The following is a 19,017-nucleotide window of genomic DNA, read 5'->3' on the forward strand; positions in this document are numbered from 1 at the left end:
TCGCTCGGGAGATTGCTCATCCAGTTAGCGACCCTAACAGGGTGGCGCCGCTACGGGTCTATCCCCGCAGGCGCACCGACAGGCAGGTGACGCAGCCCTCGAGCTTCTCGAACTCGGAGATGTCGACGGTCGTCACGTCGTGACCACGGGCGGCGAGCAGCTGCGCGGTGCGCGGCGCGGACGCCGACATGAGCACCGACATGCCACCGAGCAGCACGACGTGGGCGCCGGACTCCTCTGGCACAGCGAGGAACCGGGGCCACGTGCTCACGTCGTCGACGAGCGGCGGGTAGCCCAGGACGGTCCCGTCGGGCAGCGCGGTGACTGCCGACTTGAGGTGCAGGACCTTCGACACGGGCACCGCCACCACCTCGACGCGATGGCCCTCCCACGCACGCCGCAGCTGCTCGATGCCGGCGAGGTTCGTGCGGCCGCCGACACCGACCCACACGACGTGCCCGTGCTTGAGCACGTCCCCGCCGTCGAGGGTGCCGGGCTCCTCGACCTCGACGACCCGGTAGCCGTGTGCCTCGACGGCCTCGCCCACCCCCGCGCGCTCGCCCCGGCGTCCGGGGGCGCCGGAGCGGCACAGCACCGCGACGTCGCCGTGCACGACGACCTGGTCCTCGATGAAGACGCCGTCGGGGCAGTCGTCGACCGGAGGTGCCTCGACGACCGACCAGCCGCGACGACGGAGCACGTCGACGTACTCCTGCCACTGCCGCAGGGCCAGCTCGCCGTCGACGGATGCCGAGCGCCCGATGTGCGTCACGATCCCGTCCGCGAGACGAGGGGAGGGTCGACGGACGAGCGCGAGGCGACGGTGCACGCGCTCACTCTAGGGTCGCGGCGCCCACCGGTCGGAGGTCGCGGCCCGTCAGGGCGCGAGGATCGGCTTCTCGTCGGAGCGCGCCCTCGGCCACCAGCCCTGGGTCTGCGCCGTGTGGGTCAGCTGCTCCCGGTAGGCCGAGCCCGCCGCGCGCACGCACCGCTCGACGTCCTCGTCGTCGAGCGCCCCCAGCCGCCAACGGAGCAGGCGTCGGGCCGTGATCGGCTGGTCGCAGAGCGGCCGCAGCACCCCGCCCGGCGGCGCGGACGCCGTGGGCACGGCGAAGGACACGGCCCGGCCGGCGACGACCGCCGGCCACAGCGGCCCGAGGTCGTGCGGTCCGTAGGACGAGCGGAGGGTGACGCCGAGGCGGGCGAGCACGGTGCTCGTCGCCTCGGACCCGGGATCGACCTCGGTCGGCGGCAGGATCCAGTCCTCGCCGGCGAGCTCCCTGATGTCGACGCACCGCTGCGCCGCCAGCGGGTGCGACGCCGACAGCGCGACGAGCAGCGGCTCGCGCTCGACGATGACGCGCTCGCCGATCATCGACCGCGCCCGCTCCTCGCGCCGGTCGGCGACGAGCGCGATGACGACCGCGACGTCGACCCGGCCGTCACTGATCGCCTCGGTCGTCGTGCCTCCGGCCAGCGGGGGCACCGGCATGAGCGGCCGGCTCATGTCCGTCGCGTAGGCAGCGCTGACGAACGACGTGAAGTAGCGCATCGAGTCCGACGTGATGCGCAGTGGGGCGTCGCTCGCGCGGTGCGTGCGCACGTCCTCACGCAGCGCCGCCACCTCGTCGAGGACGGTGCGGGCCCGCGACACGACGCGCTCGCCGATCGCGGTGCACGCGACCCGGTCACCGCTCGGCCGGAACAGCGCGCAGCCGAGGGCGCGCTCGATGCGGCCGACCTCGGACCCCAGGGTCGCCGGGGACACCCCGAGAGCAGCCGCGGCAGCAGGGATGCTGCCCTGCTGCGCGACCACCGCGACGACGCGCAGGTGACGGACCTCGAGCTCCACGTATCGAGAGTAGGCCGCACGCCCGACGGCGCCACCCGGGACGTCGGGCGCCTCCCGGCACCTCAGCACCTCCCGGCACTTTCCGCGCCCATCGGCGCTTCAATGGGCTTGACCCTCACGTCGCGTGAGGCGTCACGCTCGATCCCATGACCGGAAGGACGCAGGAGATGACCACCTGGACGGTGGGGCAGGTCGCCGAGCTCCTCGACGTGACGGTGCGCACGCTGCACCACTACGACGAGATCGGGCTGCTCGTCCCGAGCGAGCGCTCGCGGGCGGGTTACCGGCTCTACACCGACGAGGACCTCACGCGCCTGCAGCAGGTCGTGGTCTACCGACGGCTCGAGATGCCGCTCGACGAGATCGCGACCCTGCTGCGCGGCAATGAGGACGCAGCCGACCACCTGCGCCGGCAGCGCGCCACCGTCATGACCCGGCTGGACGAGCTGCGCGAGCTCGTCTCGGCCATCGACCGAGCACTGGAGAGAGCGATGAACGACCAGCCCGCCTCGACCAAGGACCTCAAGGACCTCTTCGGCGACGGCTTCACGGACGAGTACGAGCAGGAGGCCCAGGAGCGCTGGGGTGAGACCGACGCCTGGAAGCAGTCGCGCTCGCGCACCAAGCGCTACACGAAGGCCGACTGGGAGCAGGTCAAGCAGGAGGCCGACGCCGTCAACGCCGCCTTCGTCGCAGCCCTGCACTCCGGCGCGCCCGCGACGAGCGAGGCGGCCATGGACGCCGCCGAGCAGCACCGCCGACACATCGACGACCGCTTCTACGACCTCGACCACACCTTCCACCGCGGGCTCGCCGACATGTACGTCGCCGACCCCCGCTTCACGAAGACGTACGAGGACCTCGCACCCGGGCTCGCGGCATACGTCCGCGACGCCATCCACGCCAACGCCGACCGCCACCGCGAGTGACGTCGGGGGCCCACCGGGCCGGGCGACCGCTGCGCCGCCCGGCCCGGTGGGCCCGGTGTGCCGCTGTGCCCGGTGGTGCGCGACGCACCCGCTCAGGCGCAGGACATGTGGTCGAACGAGACCGTCACGGTGCCGTTCGCGTTGAGCGTGGCCTGGGCGTTGTCGTGGAACTGCAGGTGGGACCCGTCCGTGCCCGTCGCGTTGACGTTGAACGTGCTGTGCTCGACGCCGTTGCGCAGGTTGTTCTCGTCGCCGAACCACGTGGCGAAGTGTCCCGTGTAGGTGATCTTCGACGGGTCGTCCGGCGTGAACGTGAACTTGCCCTCGACCGTGCCCGTGAACCACGAGCCGGTCTTGTTGATGGTGCCGTGGAAGATCTGGTTCTCCACGGCACTGACCGTGCCCGGGTCCCCGGTGCACGGGTTCATGTCGTGGAACACGTCGACGACCGAGTGCTGGTTGTCGGTGAACGTGACGGCTCCCCTGCCGCCGGCACCGGCGGACACGGCACTGACGACGAGAAGTGGTGCGACGGCGGCCATCGCGCAGGTGGCCCGAATGCTGAGTCGGCTCATACGACTCTCCCTTGAAGATGTGTTCCTGTGGCCCCCGAGAGGGACTGTGGCCCCCTGTCGAGGGTGCTCCCACTCCGCAGGGCAGGTGGGTGGAACGGGGGAATCACAGCCACCTCCCAGCCCGCGAGGTCCGGGCGCCCACCAGTTGAACGGGGCCCGGTGCCCGGTCGCCGCCCGCCGTAACCTTGGGCCATGCGAGTTGGTGTCTTCGGTGCAACGGGTCAGGTGGGCGGCGTCATGCGCGCCCTTCTCGAGGAGCGGGACTTCCCGGTCACGCAGGTGCGGTTCTTCGCGTCCGCGCGCTCGGCCGGCACGACGCTCCCGTTCAAGGGCGAGGACGTCACGGTCGAGGACTCGGCGACGGCCGACTTCGCCGGCATCGACATAGCCCTCTTCTCCAACGGCGGCGCCGCGAGCCGAGAGCTGGCGCCGAAGGTGGCCGCCGCCGGCGCGACCGTCGTCGACAACTCGAGCGCCTGGCGCAAGGACCCCGAGGTCCCGCTCGTCGTCTCCGAGGTCAACGCCGCCGACCTCGACGACATCCCCAAGGGCATCGTCGCCAACCCCAACTGCACGACGATGGCCGCGATGCCGGTCCTCAAGCCGCTCCACGACAGGGCGGGCCTCGTGCGCCTGCACGTCTCGAGCTACCAGGCCGTGAGCGGCTCCGGCGGCGTGGGCGTCCAGGAGCTCGACCGCCAGCTCAAGGGTGCGTATGCCGCGGGCGACCCCACCGGGCTCGCCCTCGACGGGCGCGCGGTGGCCGTCCCCGAGGCGCAGCTGTATGCCGTCCCGGTCGGCTTCAACGTCGTGCCCCTCGCGGGGTCCATCGTCGACGACGGCTCGCTCGAGACCGACGAGGAGCAGAAGCTGCGCAACGAGTCGCGCAAGATCCTGCACGCCCCCGAACTCCGGGTCTCGGGCACGTGCGTGCGCGTCCCCGTCTTCACGGGGCACAGCCTCGCGATCCACGCCGAGTTCGCCGAGGACATCTCGCCCGAGGAGGCGCTCGACCTGCTCAAGAACGCCCCGGGCGTCATCGTCACCGACGTGCCCAACCCGCTCGAGGCCGCCGGTCGGGACGAGGTCTTCGTCGGCCGCGTGCGCGCGGACCAGGCGGCGCCCGAGGGCAAGGGGCTCGTCCTCTTCGTCGTCGGCGACAACCTCCGCAAGGGCGCGGCCCTCAACGCCGTCCAGATCGCCGAGGCCCTGGTCGCCCGTCGCTGAGGCGTGGGCGCCCGTTCCACCGCGCAACACACCGTGCAGGTCACAACCCACCGCGATCCGATCGCGGTGGGTTGTGACCTTCTCGGTGTGTTGCGGTGTGAGGGGTCGGGGACGCGGGGCTGGTGTCCGGACGCTGGCATAGGGTCGGGGCGTGACGGAGAACCTCGCGGCCGCGACCCATCGACAGGGCACCGCCCCCGGGCTCTTCGTCTGTTTCGAGGGCGGCGACGGTGCGGGCAAGTCCACCCAGGTGCGCCTGCTCACCGAGGCGCTCGAGCAGCAAGGGCGCGAGGTCGTCGTGACCCGCCAGCCCGGAGGCACCCCGCTCGGCGCGCAGATCCGCGAGCTCGTGCTGCACGGCGACCACGTCGCGGCGCGCGCCGAGGCGCTCCTCTTCGCGGCCGACAAGGCCCACCACGTCGACCAGCTCATCAAGCCGGCGCTGGTGCGCGGTGCCGTCGTCATCACCGACCGCTACGTCGACAGCTCGATCACCTACCAGGGTGCCGGCCGCGAGCTCGGCCGCGACGAGATCACCGCCCTGCAGCACTGGGCCGTCGGCGGCCTGCTGCCCGACCTGACCATCGTCCTCGACGTCTCGCCCGAGGTGGGTCGCGCGCGTCGCGGCACCGTGCACGACCGGCTCGAGTCCGAGGCCGACGCCTTCCACGCCGCGGTCCGCCGCGGCTACCTCGAGCTCGCCGCGGGCGACCCCGAGCGCTACCTCGTCCTCGACGCGACCGAGTCGGTCGAGCGGCTCCACGGCGGCGTCGTCGACGGCGTCGACCGCGTCATGGCGGGCCGCCGATGACCGTCTGGGCCGACCTCGTCGGCCAGGAGCCCACGATCGAGACGCTCGCTCGAGCCGTGAGCGACGAGTCGGCGATGACGCACGCGTGGCTCTTCACCGGTCCGCCGGGCTCGGGTCGCTCGACCGCAGCCCGCGCCTTCGCCGCCGCCCTCCAGTGCCCCGACGGTGGCTGCGGTCAGTGTCGCGAGTGCCGCACGGCTCTCGACGGCAGCCACGCGGACGTCAAGGTCGTCGCCACCGAGGGCCTGTCGATCAAGGTCGCCGAGGCCCGAGCGCTCGTCCAGGAGGCCGCGCTGCGCCCGTCGGTCGGCCGCTGGCGCATCATCATCATCGAGGACGCCGACCGTCTCACCGCCTACACAGACGCCCCGGCCGACGCGCTGCTCAAGGCCCTCGAGGAGCCGACGCCGCGCACCGTCTGGATGCTCTGCGCGCCGAGCCTCGAGGACGTCATCGTCACGATCCGCTCGCGGTCGCGACACGTCCGTCTGCGCACACCCCCGGTCGAGGCCGTCGCCGAGCTGCTCCAGCGACGCGACGGGGTCGACCCCGCCATGGCGTTGTATGCCGCTCGCGCCGCCCAGTCGCACGTCGGCCTCGCGCGCCGGCTGGCTCGCGACGAGCAGGCCCGCATCCGCCGTCGTGACGTCATCGCCATGGCCACGAAGATCCTCGGGGTCGGTGACGCCATCGGCGCGGCCGCCGACCTCGCCCAGATCGCCGACGAGGAGTCGACCGCCTCGAGCGCCGAGCGCGACGCCGCCGAGCGGGCGCACCTCATGGAGACGCTCGGCGCCGACCCGACGGCGCGCACCCAGCCGCCCCACATCCGCTCGCAGGTCGCCGCGCTCGAGCGCGAGCAGAAGACGCGCGCCACCCGATCGGCCCGCGACGTCGTCGACCGGGCCCTCATCGACCTCACCTCGATCTACCGCGACGCGCTCGTGCTGCGCCTGCGATCCGACGTCGACCTCGTCAACCCCGACGCCGTCGACAAGGTGCGCGCGCTCGCCGGCGTCTTCGGCCCCGAGCAGCTGCTCGCCGCCATGGACGCCATCAACGAGGCCCGCGACCGCATCAACGCCAACGTGTCGCCGCTGCTCGCGCTCGAGGCGATGGCCCTGCAGCTCCGGGTCCCGCGCGACCTCGGCATCTGACCCACTCGCGCGCGGCGTCGGTGTGAGGTTCTTCATGCGTGACGGGGGAGCGCCCGGCGGGCCCGCGAGCCGCCCCGTGCGGCAGCCCGCGCGGCCGACGGGTCGGGCGACACGGCATACGGCCTCGATGCGGTCACGACCTGTCGTCCGTGGCGGCCGCCTACAGGTCGACCGGTTACGGTTTCGGGCATGACGACACGCCCTGCCGCCATCTCCCGCGCCCTCACCACCACCGTGGCGACCCTGGCGCTGGTGCTGGCTGCTGCGGCCTGCACGACGAGCGAGCCACCGGTCGGGCCCACCTCGAAGACCGGTCTCCCGCCGGCCACGGCGGCGCCGAGCGCGGCGCTCGCCCCCTACTACACCCAGAAGCTCGACTGGAAGAAGTGCGGCGACCTCGAGTGCGCCGACCTGCGGGTCCCGCTCGACCACACGGCCCCGGACCCGTCCAAGGACCTGACGATCAAGGTCGCCCGGGTCAAGGCCCGCGACCAGGCCAAGCGCCTGGGGTCGCTGCTCGTCAACCCCGGCGGCCCGGGCGCGTCGGGGATCGACTACGTCCGCGGTGGAGCCGAGACGATCGGCGGCCCCGAGGTGCGCCGCTACTACGACCTCGTTGGCTTCGACCCGCGCGGCGTCGCGAGCTCCGACCCGATCGACTGCCTCGACGACAAGGCCCTCGACCGCTTCCTCGCGGCCGACCCGACGCCCGACGACGCCACCGAGGAGCAGGCGCTCCTCACGCAGGCCAAGGCCATGGCCGACGGCTGCCAGCAGGACAACCCCGACCTCGTCAAGCACCTCTCGACCGCCGACGCCGCCCGCGACATGGACATCCTCAGGGCCGCGGTCGGCGACACCCAGCTGAACTATCTCGGCAAGTCCTACGGCACGTTCCTCGGCTCGACGTACGCCGCCCTCTTCCCGCAGCGCGTCGGCCGTGTCGTCCTCGACGGCGTCGTGCCGCCCGACCTGACGAGCGCCGAGCTCGGCGAGGGCCAGGCCCGGGGCTTCCAGATCGCGACGCAGGCCTACGTCGAGGACTGCGTCACCGAGGAGTGCCCCCTCGGCTCGACCCCGCAGGCCGCACTCAAGGGCCTCGACGACTTCTTCCGCCAGGTCGACCGCCAGCCCCTGCCGACCGGCGACGCCAGCGCCCCCTTGCTCACCGAGGGCTGGGCCCGCCTCGGCGTCGCCGTCGCGCTCTACGACCAGGGCTCGTGGGGCTTCCTCACCGACGCCCTCCGGGAGGCCAAGTCCGGCAACGGCCAGTCCCTCATGCAGCTGGCCGACGCCTACGCAGGCCGACGTCCGGGTGGCGGCTACGACGGCAACCTCATGGAGTCGATCTACGCCGTCAACTGCCTCGACCGACCGGACAGCCCCGACGTGTCCGCCTACGAGACCTACGCCAAGGACTTCTCGGCCAAGGCGCCGACGTGGGGCGCCAACCTCGCGTGGGGCGCCCTGCCCTGCGGCGTGTGGCCGGTGAAGTCCGCCGTGGGCCCGCACACGGTGGCGGCCCCCGGCAGCGACCCGATCGTCGTCGTCGGCACGACGCGCGACCCCGCCACGATCTACGAGTGGTCCAAGCGGCTGCGTGACCAGCTCGACAACGCCGTGCTCGTGTCCTACGACGGCGACGGCCACACCGCCTACGGTCGGAGCAACACGTGCGTCGACAGCGCCATCGACGCCTACTACGTGCAGGGGCGCGTGCCCAAGGACGGACTCAAGTGCTGAACGAGGACCCGCGTCCCGACGACCTTCCGGACGCACCGACGGGGTATGCGGCCCTGCCGCCCTCCTACCCGGCGCCCGCGCCGGGTGCCCGGAGCGGTGACGCGGGCGGGCCCGGCGGGTCCTGGGGATTCGGAGGGGCCCGGGGCTCTGGAGGGGCCTGGGGCTCTGAGGGCTCAGGGACGGGCCGGCCGCGCCGGTCGTCGGTGCGACCGGTGCTCGCGGCCGTCGCCGTGGTGGCCGTCGTCGCAGCCCTGGTCCTCGCCGTCTGGCGCATCGGCAACCCGCCGACCGTCGCCCAGCCCCGGGTCACGGCACCGGCGTCGGGCTCGCCGGCACCGAGCGCCACGGACCCGGCGCCCGCGACGCCGGCGCCGAACAGCACCGTCACGGCGGACTATCCGGCCGCCCTCGCGCCCTTCTACACCCAGCAGATCAGCTGGTCGCCGTGCGCCGACAACGCCAAGCACCAGTGCGCCACGATGGAGGTGCCCGTCGACTACGCCAAGCCGACCGGCGACCGCTTCACCCTGGCGCTGCGCAAGGCCCCGGCGACCCAGCCGTCCAAGCGGCTCGGCTCGCTCGTCATCAACCCCGGGGGGCCCGGCGGCTCCGGGGTGGAGTACGCCCAGTACTCGTCGTTCGTCTTCTCTCCCGGGGTGCGAGCGGCATACGACATCGTCGGCTTCGACCCGCGGGGGATCGGGGCATCGAGCCCCGTGCGGTGCCTGAGCAACTCCGACATGGACCTGCTCTTCAGCGCCGACCCGACACCCGACTCGGCGGCCGAGCGTTGGACGCTGCTCGCCGACGTCGACGGGGTGACGAAGCGCTGCGCGGCGCGCGGCGGCGACCGGGCGATGCACATGAGCACGACCGAGGTGGCCCGCGACATGGACGTCTTGCGGGTGCTCCTCGGCGACGAGAAGCTCAACTTCTTCGGCGGCTCCTACGGCACGTTCCTCGGCGCGATCTACGCCGACACCTTCCCGAGGAAGGTCGGCCGGATGGTGCTCGACTCAGCGATGTCGCCGAACCAGACCGAGCAGCAGGAGATGACCTACGACATCCAGGGCTTCGAGTCCTCAATCGACGCCTTCATCGACTGGTGCGTCGGCCGGCCCGACTGCGCACTCGGCAGCGACAAGGCCGGCGCCCGCCAGAAGATCGTCGACCTGCTCGACAGCGTCGAGAAGAACGGCCTGACGACGACCAAGCCGGGTCTGACCCGGATCGGCGAGGGCTGGGTCGGCTTTGCGATCTTCATGTGCCTCTACTCGGACCAGTCCTGGCCGACGCTCGACAAGGGGCTCGCGCAGGCGTTCACCGGGAAGGGCGACATCCTCCTCGCCAAGGGAATGTCGGTCGTGGAGCGCGGCATCGGCGGCGACTACGCGCCGAGCACCTACCTGCAGGCGATGATCCCGGTGCGGTGTGCGGACTGGCCGCGGTCGACGGCCGACCCCACCCTGGCGGCGGAGCAGAAGAAGGCGAAGGCCGCGCACCCGCTGTGGGCCCGGATGACCGGTGAGCTCTACGACAACTGCCGCACGTGGCCGACGGCTGGGCGCACTCCCAAGGGAGCGACGCTCGCGGCCGGCGCCGACCCGATCCTCGTCATCGGCAACGAGCGTGACCCCGCGACGCCCATCGGCGGCACGAAGCAGCTCGCCAAGGACCTCGCCTCGGGCATTCTGCTCACTTCGGACCACGACGGGCACGGCACCTACTACGCTGGCAACTCGTGCGTGGACTCCGCCGTGGACGGGTACCTGCTCAGGGGAACGGCGCCGGCCGACGGCACGACCTGCTGAGCCGACTGCTCGCTCCCCTCGTCTCCGTCGCGGTCCTCGCGGCACTCGTTCTGCTCGCCGCGAGCCCGGCCCACGGGCCGGGTGAGACGGTGCCCGGTGGCGCGGTCGCCGCCGGCTCGCCGGCCTCCCCGGAGCCAGGGTCGTCGGGCACGGATTCGCACCTGCCCGCCGGGGCGGACGGCGACGCGCCGCCGCGTGACCGAGTCGAGCTCGGGACACCGACGTCGAAGCCCGCCCAGGGTCTCGACGTCTTCTACGACCAGACGATCAGCTGGCGCCCCTGCGACGTCACGGGCGACGGCCGGGGCTCAGCCGACGACCTGTGCGGCACGGTGCGCGTCCCCGTCGACTACCTGGCCCCTCGCGGTGAGACGGTCGAGATCGCCCTGCGCAAGGTTCCGGCCGGCAACCCCGAGGCACGCAAGGGCACGCTCTTCATCAACCCGGGTGGTCCCGGCGCCTCCGGCCTCGAGTTCGCGATGGAGGCCCGGGACTTCTTCTCCGACGACGTCCGCGAGGTCTGGGACGTCGTCGGCTTCGACCCGCGCGGCATCGGCGAGTCGGGCGGCTTCGCCTGCCTGCGCAGCAAGGACCTCGACGCGATGTACGCCGCCGACCCCACCCCGGACACCCAGGCCGAGAAGGCGGCCGCCGCCTCGTCACGGACCGCTCGGCTCCAGGGCTGCCTGACCCGAGGCGGTGCGCTCGCCCGCAACATGGGCTCCGAGCAGGTGGCGCGCGACCTCGACGTCATGCGCGATGCCGTCGGCGACGCCCATCTCAACTACTACGGCATCAGCTACGGCACGCTCATCGGGGCGCTCTACGGCGCCCAGTTCCCCGACCGGATCGGGCTCATGGTCATCGACTCGGCCGTCTCGCCCGACTACGTCGCGGCGGACTCAGCGTCGCAGGGCGACGTCGACGGTTGGGCCGAGGAGGAGGCCGCGACGGTGGAGGACGGGCTCGACGCCTTCCTAGAGGACTGCGTCGACCAGGGTGACTGTGCTCTCGGTGACGACGTCGACACGGCACGCACCCGGCTCCTCGCCTTCCTCGACCGGCTCGACCGCAAGCCGCTCCCGAGCGACGCACAGGGCATCCCGCGCCTCACCGAGGGCTGGGCCGTGACGGCCGTCAACTCGGTGCTCCTCTATCCGGACTCGTGGGAGGACGTCGAGGATGCGCTCCACGGGGCGCTCGAGGACGGTGACGGCACCGACCTCGTGTGGGCCGCGATGGACACGGTCATGCGCGACGACGACGGGTCGTACGTCGGTGGCTACGAGGCGAGCCACCTGCCGATCCACTGCGCGGACTGGCCGCTCGACGCGACGTCGCAGATGGAGCCGAGTGCCTCCGTCCTCGACGAGCACCCGGTCTACGCGCACCTCCACGGCGTGGCGACGGACTCCTGCGAGGGTTGGGTGGGCACCCAGCGCACCAACCTCATCCTCACCGTGGACGCCACCTCGCCGGTCCTCGTCCTCGCCAACGAGCGCGACCTGACGACCCCTCCAGACGGCACGCGCGAGATGGGTCACGGCATCTTCGGGTCGCGCCTCGTGCTCGTCGACGCGGACGGCCACGGGGTCTACGCCAACGGCAACGACTGCGCCGACGGGATCGTCGACGACTACCTCGTGCAGGGGCTCGCGCCCCGCAACGGCGAGCTCTGCGACGCCTGACGCCGCAGGGCCCAGGACCATACGTCGAGGGGCACTCTCCGACGCGGAGAGTGCCCCTCGACGTCGTGATGGCGTATGCCGGCTCGGTCAGTCGGTCGAGACCCGGACCACGATCTTGCCGGCGGTGTGCCCCTCCTGGTTGAGCCGGAAGGCGTCCGCCAGATCCTCGAGCGGGAAGGTCTGCGCGACCGGCACCGTCAGCGTGCCTCCCTCGAAGAGCGCGGTCAGGCGGGCCAGCTCGGCGCCGTCCGGCCGCACCCAGACGTAGTGGCCGCCGGCCTCGGTGACCGACCCATCGGCGATCGAGGCGTGGCGTCCACCGTCGGCGAGCACGGCCGTCGTCACGTCGAGGACGTCGCCCACGAAGTCCGCGACGGCGTCCACGCCGTCGGGAGCCAGCGCGCGGACGCGCTCGACCACGCCGTCGCCGTAGGTCACCGGCTCGGCACCGAGCTCGTGCAGGCGGTCGTGGTTGCGCTCCGACGCAGTCCCGATGACGCGGGCACCGAGCGACCGGGCGATCTGCACCGCGAGCGAGCCGACGCCACCGGCCGCTGCGTGCACGAGCACGGTGTCGCCCTCGCCGACCTCGAGGCGCGTCAGCAGGCGCAGGGCGGTGAGGCCTGCGAGCGGCAGGCCGGCCGCCTCGTCCCACGACATCGACGCGGGCTTGGCGGCGACGGCGCGCACCGGCACGTTGACGAGCTCGGCGAAGGTGCCGCCGTGGACGTAGTCCTTGCGGGCGTAGGCCAGCACCTCGTCGCCGGGCGAGAACTCAGGGGTGTCGAAGCCGACGGCCTCGACGACCCCGGACACGTCCCAGCCCGGGACGACGGGGAACCGCACGTCCATGACGGCGTCGAGGCCGCCCGACATGAGCTTCCAGTCGACGGGGTTGACCGACGCCGACCGCACTCGCACGAGCACCTCTCCGGGCCCGACCTTGGGGCGCGGCTGCTCGGTGAGGGCGAGCACCTCGGGTCCGCCGTAGGTGTCGTAGGTCATGGCGCGCATGGTCGGGGTCGAGGCGTTCGACTCGGTCATCGTGGTCCTTCCTGAGGGAGTGGCCGGTGGGGGTTTCCGCCGTCTCCTGGAGGTCAAGGCCACGGGGTCGGCGCGGCATTCCCGAGGGTCGCGAACGGCACGGGCGCGGCCGGTGACGACGTGCCGAAGGCCTTCTCGGGACACGATTTTTCTCCGGCAGGGGTCGTGCGTATACTCAACCTCCGTGTCCGGTCGCGCTCGTCGCGGCCCTCACGACCAGCCGCTTTAGCTCAGTCGGCCAGAGCGATTCACTCGTAATGAATAGGTCGTCGGTTCGATTCCGACAAGCGGCTCCACGCAACACCACAGGTCAGGCCCCCTTCTCGCCAGAGTCGGGGGCCTTTCCTTTGCCCGAGACCGACTCAGATGCCCCCGTGGTGCCCCCGACCTTTTGCGCTGCCTCCCACAGGTTGCGGTCGATCAGGTGGCCGTAGAGATCCATCGTCATGGCGGCCGAGGCGTGCCCCAGGATCCGCTGGACGACCTTCGGGTCGGCGCCTGCACCGAGCCAGATCGATGCCGCCGTATGCCGTAGGTCGTGGGCGCGCAGGGTCGGCCGGCCGATGGCCGCGCACGCGTCACGCCAGGCGACGGAGCGCTTCCAGTTCGACTCGGAGAGGGGACCGCCACCGGGTGCGCTGAACATCCAGGCGGAGGACGGCTTGCCGGTACTCCAGAGGTCGAGGATCGGGACGACCGCCGCCGGCAGCGCGACGGTGCGCGAGCGTCGGCCCTTGAGCGTGTCGACGTAGAGGCCGCCCTTGGAGCTGCTGGCGAGGACGCTCCGTTGCAGGCGCAGGCCCTCACCCGGCACCTTGACGCGGTCCCCGACCTGGAGGCCGGCCAGCTCGCCCCACCTCAGTCCGCACAGGCCGAGGACCCTGACGACGTCGGCATACGGGCCGTTGCATGCGAGGGCCAGCCCCTCGAGCTCCTCCAATGAGAGGAACTGGCCCTCGCGACGGGCACGCCCTGCCTTGGGCGGTTTGACCAAGGCCGCGACGTTCCTGGACACGCGACCGTCAGCGACCGCGAACGCCAGCATCGAGCGCAGCGTGGACAGGTATCTGCTGGCCGTCGATCCGGACAGACCGGCCGCCACGAGCCCACCTGCCCACGCCGAGACCTGCGCCTCGGTGATCGAGGCAATCGGCAGGTGGCCGAACTTGGGGGCTACATGGTTCGCCCACGCCGATAGATCCGCCTCCTGCGTCTTCCTCTTGAGGCTCTGGCGCGAGGCGACCCAGTCAGGGAAGAGCGAGGCGAGGGGCACCCTTCCTCGACGCGGGTCGAACCACTCGCCTGAGCGCAGCCGGCGAGCCTGCTCCTGCTCCCACGCGACCGCGTCAGACTTGCGGTCGAAGACACGCGTCGCCACTTCACGGCCATGGGACTTCACGCGAGCCCTGTAACGGACGCGATCGCCACGGACCAGTCGCTGGATGCTCACGCTGCCGGTGTCCCTTCGCGTTGCGCCTCCAGCCAGGCGTCTACGTCCTTGACGTCCCAGACGAGGCGGCGGCCCACCTTGATCGCGGGTGCGAACCGGCCTTCCTGGCGCAACCAGCGAATGGTCAGGACGGGGACGCGCAACCGTTCGGCGACCTCGTCGATGGTCATCAGTTCCATCTCTCAACTCCAATCTCCTTGCGGTGCGGTCTCTCGTGTCTGGCTCTCGCTCGTTCTTGGGCGTACTCGCGGGCGCGGGCTGCCGCGGCTTTGGCGAGTTCGGCGTCGCCGTCGGTGTCCCAGCCGGATCCGGCGTAGGTCCACTGCCCGATGACGAGGGTGGTTTCGGTGTCGTCGTCGTCGAGCAGGTTCTCGAGGTCGCGGGTCTCGAGCGTGCGTCCTTCGCGAGAGGCGGCGGCGAGGCGGCGCTGGAACCGGACGCGGGCGCGGCGTAGCCGGCCGAGGGTGACGCTGTAGCGGCGGGACTTGGACGAGAAGTGCCCGCGGAAGCCGAGCATGTGGGCCCACTTGCCGAGCAGCGCGTACGGGTGATCGGCCATCGGCGCCTCGGTGGCGGCCGCCTCGAGCTGCTGCCGGTCGACGGTCTGAGCGATGGTCGAACGAAGCCGGTGCAGGTGCGGGCTCGTCGCGTCGGTCGAGTCGGTGGCGGACTTCGTCGCGTACTTGGCGAGGTAGCCGGCGACCTGCTCGGCCTCGAGCTGCTTCTCGGGGTCGTCGGTCCGGTGCGCGTCGCGGACGGGCCGTGCATCGACCTGGGCGCCGAACCTCAGCCGACGGACAAGGTCACCACCGAACAGGGGCGGGGCGTCGAACCACACGGACGCGGCCGCGGTCTCGATCGCGGACGAGAGCAGCGCGGCGGTGACCCCGGCCGGGGCCGGCGCGTGTGAGTCGCCGCTTGCATCGTCGTCGGTTGGCTTGCCATCGACGCGGACCAGGGCGTGGAAGTGGACGAGGCCGCGCAGCTGGTACTCCGCCACCTTGGCGAACTGGACCGTCGCGATCTGCGCGAGCCGATGGGTGCTGATCCCGAGCATCCGGGCGAGGGCGCGCCGCAGGGCGATGGTGAACCGGCGCCACAGCTCTGGGGCCCACCACTGCCACACGATGTGCGAGGGGTAGTCGTAGCAGTCGCCGCACAGGGGCTGCCCGAGCATCGGGTCGCCGTCGGTGTGGGTGGCGTGGCAGACCGTCGACCGGCCATGCGCGCACCGGTCGGGTTGCTCCTTGCTGCGGTAGGGGCGGCAGCGGCGGCCGTTGCGGGTGCCGTGGACCGGGCCGAACGAGGGCGCGGTGAGGGTCGCGAAGACCAACGGGTTCTCGCCCACCTGCTCGGGGACGCCTTTGCCGCCGACGACCCCAGCCCGGATCAGGTGGAACGTGTCGGCGGCGTAGACGCGGGAGCAGGCCGGGCAGTCCGCAGCGCGGCGGTTGCCACACCGCACGTGCAGCACCCCGAGCGGGCTGTCGACCGAGGAGAAGGTCGAGAGCACCTCACCGGTGGCCGCGTCGACGGTCTGCGAAGACCCGTGCAGCCGGATCGGCTTGGCGCAGTGTCCGACCCGGGAGGCGGCCTCGGACCAGGCGTCGAAGTCCCGCGACAGCAACCGGGCCACGACCTGGGTCTCGGTCGCCGGGTCGAGGTGACTCAGGTCGAGGGGGTGGCCCTCACGGTCCGGAGGCTCACCGGTGTCCGTGGCGGGGTGCAGGGGGACGGCGTCCCAGACGCGGTCTCGAGTTTCCCGGGACATGACGGCCACCCCCTTCCCTAGCGGTCCGGGTGGGTGTGCCGTGCAGATACTGCGGCTCCCGCTGCACGGCACACCCGGTCCGAAAGGGCGGCCCAGAAACGATCAAGAAGAAGATGCCGGCGCCGCGGGGAGCCGCGCACACGCCAGGTCACGTCAAGAGATGACGTCCAAAGGTCACGAAGAAGATGGCGGACCAGAAGATGCGTGTCGTGTGTGTGACGGCTATTCGTGTGGATGGCCTCTGGCCGGGGTGGGGAGCCGACCCCCAGGGCATCAAGCCCGCAGTGTTTGTCAGTTCAGGTCTTTTGTGTGGGTGTGTCCGCACTCCCCACCATCCACGCCCGACGCGGCGAACCACGAAGAAACACGCCGCGTGTCGCGCGGTCGAAGTTTCACCCACACGTCGATGAGCGCTCGTCCTCGAAGGCACGATCTGCTGCGGCGCTATCGAGCCCCATCCGTCGTGTTTTGGGGAGGCTGGAAGACCGCCGCTCGTAGCATGTGGCGTGCCTTCACGCAGACCGCAGGCCCCACCCCGCCCAATCGCTCCGGGGGACGTCGTGGCGACGTACTGCCCAGAGCTCGGCGAATGGTCGGCCGCGCAGATCATCTCGGTGAACGACCGGTCCCAGCAGGTCGACGTGCTGGACCTGGACTGGTCCGGTCCGGAGCCTCACACCGTCGCGGACCTGGGGCGGCTCGCCCCCTTGCGCCTGACGCACCACGGGTACCGCAACGAGTTGGAGCAGTCGCACCGCGAGTGGGTGCTGCCCCGCAGCTACAAGAACCTCGGCGCCGCGCCGCTGGTGCGGACACAGGAGTCACTGACCTGGTCGATGGGATGGGACGTCGGTACTCAGCTGCACTGGCAGCGACGCTGGGACGCTGGCGAGCGAGAGGACCTCGAGGACGAGCCAGGCTTCCGGCAGTACGAGGACGGGCAAGAGCTCCCACCTGTCACGACCGCCCCCGAGATCCGCGCCTTGTCGGTCTACGACATCCAGTCAGTCGACTGCGCGATCATCGCCTCGGCCTTCCCAAACCTGACACGGCTGGTCCTCTGGGGCGAGATGGGACGCTTGGTCAACGCCTCGGAGCTAAATCGCCTTCAGCGGCTGCGACGCATCGACGTCCACGAGATGTTCGGCATGACCCACTACGACCTGCTCGAACCGGCGCAGCTGAACGAGATGGAGTACATCTCCCTGGACTGCGTTCCCGCCGACTACGCCGCCGCCATGAGGCGCGCGTGGACCCCTGAGGCCGGCAAGGGCGTCTACCTGTCGATCAGCAAGGCACGGACACCGGAGTGGGTGCGGGAGAACGTCGACAACCCCCTTCGCGCCTGGGACGGTCGAGAGGGCATCTCGAGCCGCAGCTACAAGAAGGCCTTAAGCGCTTGGAAAGACAGCACTCGCCCCATTCGCGCGGCCCTGCAGGCTGACATGGTCGAAGCCGAGCGCCGCGAACAGCTCACTGCCCTCGGCGCAGCGTTCGCCGAGGCGTTCAACGACGTAGCCGGGCCAGCGCATCTGCTGATGACCGAGGAGCGCGACGAGCTACTGGAGGCGCTGCACCGGCTCGTCACGGACGCCGTGGCCGAGGCTGAGCCTGGTATTGACGCCGAGGAAGCTGCGCAAGCCGTCCTGCACGCCGTGAACACGCATCGCGACTGGTAGCTCCACGGTAGGCCCGCGGCGCCCGGGCATCAGCGTGAGGCGTTTACCGGATATGCAGCGCCTAGCGATGGTGGCGAGGTCCGGACGTTGAAGGCTGCATAGCGCTGGCGCTTCTACGCGGTGAAGGACCTACTCGTCCAGAAGGTAACGAAGAGCGTGGATCGACAGGGTGTCCCCACCCTCGATGGCTGCCCGATAGTGCCGCTCTGCCCCGTTAGCGTCGCCGTTCTCCTCGAGCAGGACGGCAAGGTTGTGATGTGAATGCGCGTCTCCCAGAGCGGCGCCGGCCCGGTAGGCAGCCTCGGCGGCTTCGTCGTCGTCAAGCAGGTCTGAGTACAGGTTGCCGAGCGGAAGCATGCTCTCGACTTCACCCAGCTTCATTCCACGCTCCAGGACATCCCGGGCCTCCTCAATGCGTCCTGTCGCGACCAGCAGGTGCCCCAGGTCTGCCCGGGCAGACGCGAAGTGATCAGCGCCCGCCCGCAGGGCAGCCTCAAGGCCGGGGTCGAGGGATATGCACCACTGCCAGCAAGCGACCACGGCAGCTGCGGTGTCATTACCGGCCGCAGCGGAGCGCTGCGCGGCCTCCATGGCTGCTTCTCTGTCCCCTTGCTCGCGAAAGGCGAAGGCCAGTCCGAGAGGGCCGCCGCTGTCCCCGGCCGCTTCGGCGCCCTGGTACGCCCGGATCTCGCCAGCGAGGTCGCCGAGTTCGTGAAGGACCAAGCCCAAGTTCAGCCACGCGTCGCTCTCGCCGCGGTCGAGGGCGATCTCGTAGATGGTCACGGCTTCTACCCACCGCTCCTGCTCGGCTAAGCAGTTGCCTAGGTTGAAGGACGCGCGTGCGGAGCCGAGGTCAGACGCCCGACGAAAGCAGTCCTCGGCCTCGCTCAACAGGCCAGCCTCCGCCAGGTCGCATCCGAGGTCGACGAGGTCCTCAAGGCCAAGGCCCTCAGCAGCCTGTATCCGCTTCTCCAGATCTGAACTCACGAAGGCCACTGTGCCCCATCGCGCACGATTCCCGAGCGACGCTCAGGCGTTAACGGACATGCCGCTGCCAGTGCGCGCCGGTCGGGAGCTAGCTGTACTGACCCGACAGGTTGGTTAAGCGGGTGATGGGTGGCTTGTTCCCGCAGGCGGTGTGGGGTCGGTGGTGGTTGTACTCGTGGAGCCATGCTGGCAGGGCCGCCCGTCGCTCGTCCTCTGAGGTGTAGCAGTGGGCGTATCCCCAGCCGTCGGCGAGGGTGCGGTGGAAGCGTTCGATCTTGCCGTTGGTCTGGGGC

17 protein-coding genes and 1 tRNA gene are annotated in these 19,017 nt (G+C 71.2%); 9 read left to right on the plus strand and 9 right to left on the minus strand.

The genetic code is table 11. The annotated features are described in order from the left end of the window. Window positions 1–58: 58 nt before the first annotated feature. Both ddaH and AC1DW8_RS17020 read right to left on the minus strand, forming a co-directional pair. On the minus strand, window positions 59–829 hold the full coding sequence (ddaH, locus tag AC1DW8_RS17015; RefSeq protein ID WP_056773745.1) for a dimethylargininase: 771 nt from the start codon (window positions 827–829) through the stop codon (window positions 59–61). 48 nt (window positions 830–877) lie between these two features. Further along, window positions 878–1,852 carry a LysR family transcriptional regulator gene (locus AC1DW8_RS17020; protein WP_478095275.1) on the minus strand — a complete coding sequence of 325 codons (975 nt, stop codon included), beginning with the start codon at window positions 1,850–1,852 and terminating at the stop codon, window positions 878–880. Between the two features lie 167 nt (window positions 1,853–2,019). Here AC1DW8_RS17020 and AC1DW8_RS17025 point away from each other — a divergent pair, with 167 nt between their 5' ends. Beyond that, window positions 2,020–2,781 carry a MerR family transcriptional regulator gene (locus AC1DW8_RS17025; RefSeq protein ID WP_478095276.1) on the plus strand — a complete coding sequence of 254 codons (762 nt, stop codon included), beginning with the start codon at window positions 2,020–2,022 and terminating at the stop codon, window positions 2,779–2,781. Between the two features lie 92 nt (window positions 2,782–2,873). Here the strand turns inward: AC1DW8_RS17025 and AC1DW8_RS17030 are convergent, their stop codons facing one another. Further along, window positions 2,874–3,356 carry a hypothetical protein gene (locus tag AC1DW8_RS17030; RefSeq protein ID WP_156415485.1) on the minus strand — a complete coding sequence of 161 codons (483 nt, stop codon included), beginning with the start codon at window positions 3,354–3,356 and terminating at the stop codon, window positions 2,874–2,876. Window positions 3,357–3,548: 192 nt separating this feature from the next. Here AC1DW8_RS17030 and AC1DW8_RS17035 point away from each other — a divergent pair, with 192 nt between their 5' ends. The 6 genes from AC1DW8_RS17035 (at window position 3,549) to AC1DW8_RS17060 (ending at window position 11,793) form a co-directional block, all read left to right on the plus strand. Continuing rightward, window positions 3,549–4,583, plus strand: coding sequence for an aspartate-semialdehyde dehydrogenase (locus AC1DW8_RS17035; RefSeq protein ID WP_478095277.1), 1,035 nt, complete (start codon window positions 3,549–3,551; stop codon window positions 4,581–4,583). A gap of 151 nt (window positions 4,584–4,734) precedes the next feature. Further along, window positions 4,735–5,394 (plus strand): dTMP kinase, encoded by a 660-nt coding sequence (tmk, locus tag AC1DW8_RS17040; protein ID WP_478095278.1) that lies wholly within the window; start codon window positions 4,735–4,737, stop codon window positions 5,392–5,394. Next, window positions 5,391–6,551, plus strand: a complete 1,161-nt coding sequence (locus tag AC1DW8_RS17045; RefSeq protein ID WP_478095279.1) for a DNA polymerase III subunit delta' — start codon at window positions 5,391–5,393, stop codon at window positions 6,549–6,551. Before tmk ends, AC1DW8_RS17045 begins: the two co-directional genes overlap by 4 nt. 189 nt (window positions 6,552–6,740) lie before the next feature. After that, window positions 6,741–8,294: an alpha/beta hydrolase gene (locus AC1DW8_RS17050; protein ID WP_478095280.1), complete on the plus strand. Its 1,554-nt coding sequence runs from the start codon at window positions 6,741–6,743 to the stop codon at window positions 8,292–8,294. Beyond that, complete coding sequence (locus AC1DW8_RS17055; protein WP_478095281.1) at window positions 8,288–10,105, plus strand: alpha/beta hydrolase; 1,818 nt, start codon at window positions 8,288–8,290, stop codon at window positions 10,103–10,105. The genes AC1DW8_RS17050 and AC1DW8_RS17055 overlap by 7 nt, the downstream gene beginning before the upstream one ends. Continuing rightward, complete coding sequence (locus AC1DW8_RS17060; RefSeq protein WP_478095282.1) at window positions 10,036–11,793, plus strand: alpha/beta hydrolase; 1,758 nt, start codon at window positions 10,036–10,038, stop codon at window positions 11,791–11,793. The genes AC1DW8_RS17055 and AC1DW8_RS17060 overlap by 70 nt, the downstream gene beginning before the upstream one ends. 87 nt (window positions 11,794–11,880) lie before the next feature. Here AC1DW8_RS17060 and AC1DW8_RS17065 read toward each other — a convergent pair whose 3' ends face one another. Next, a complete protein-coding gene (locus AC1DW8_RS17065; RefSeq protein WP_478095291.1) occupies window positions 11,881–12,807 on the minus strand; it encodes an NADP-dependent oxidoreductase in 927 nt (308 codons plus the stop codon). Between the two features lie 249 nt (window positions 12,808–13,056). Here AC1DW8_RS17065 and AC1DW8_RS17070 point away from each other — a divergent pair. Further along, a tRNA-Thr gene (locus AC1DW8_RS17070) sits at window positions 13,057–13,133 on the plus strand. 14 nt (window positions 13,134–13,147) lie between these two features. Here AC1DW8_RS17070 and AC1DW8_RS17075 read toward each other — a convergent pair. The 3 genes from AC1DW8_RS17075 to AC1DW8_RS17085 are packed head-to-tail and all read right to left on the minus strand — an operon-like array spanning window position 13,148 to window position 16,058. Beyond that, a complete protein-coding gene (locus tag AC1DW8_RS17075; RefSeq protein ID WP_478095283.1) occupies window positions 13,148–14,236 on the minus strand; it encodes a tyrosine-type recombinase/integrase in 1,089 nt (362 codons plus the stop codon). Between the two features lie 47 nt (window positions 14,237–14,283). After that, the gene (locus AC1DW8_RS17080) at window positions 14,284–14,457 is read right to left on the minus strand and encodes a helix-turn-helix transcriptional regulator (protein WP_256795834.1); all 174 of its coding nucleotides are present in this window, start codon (window positions 14,455–14,457) and stop codon (window positions 14,284–14,286) included. Beyond that, window positions 14,457–16,058: a replication initiator gene (locus tag AC1DW8_RS17085; protein WP_478095284.1), complete on the minus strand. Its 1,602-nt coding sequence runs from the start codon at window positions 16,056–16,058 to the stop codon at window positions 14,457–14,459. The genes AC1DW8_RS17080 and AC1DW8_RS17085 overlap by 1 nt, the downstream gene beginning before the upstream one ends. A 560-nt stretch (window positions 16,059–16,618) precedes the next feature. On the opposite strand from AC1DW8_RS17085, the gene AC1DW8_RS17090 reads away from it, so the two are divergent. Next, complete coding sequence (locus tag AC1DW8_RS17090; RefSeq protein ID WP_478095285.1) at window positions 16,619–17,737, plus strand: hypothetical protein; 1,119 nt, start codon at window positions 16,619–16,621, stop codon at window positions 17,735–17,737. Window positions 17,738–17,866: 129 nt separating this feature from the next. Here AC1DW8_RS17090 and AC1DW8_RS17095 read toward each other — a convergent pair whose 3' ends face one another. Together AC1DW8_RS17095 and AC1DW8_RS17100 are read right to left on the minus strand one after the other, a co-directional pair. Further along, window positions 17,867–18,724: a tetratricopeptide repeat protein gene (locus AC1DW8_RS17095; protein ID WP_478095286.1), complete on the minus strand. Its 858-nt coding sequence runs from the start codon at window positions 18,722–18,724 to the stop codon at window positions 17,867–17,869. A gap of 88 nt (window positions 18,725–18,812) precedes the next feature. Next, window positions 18,813–19,017 (minus strand): integrase core domain-containing protein (locus tag AC1DW8_RS17100; RefSeq protein ID WP_478095287.1); only part of this gene is annotated, 205 nt, incomplete at its 5' end.

It is taken from the genome of Terrabacter sp. P2_E3 (assembly GCF_056403915.1).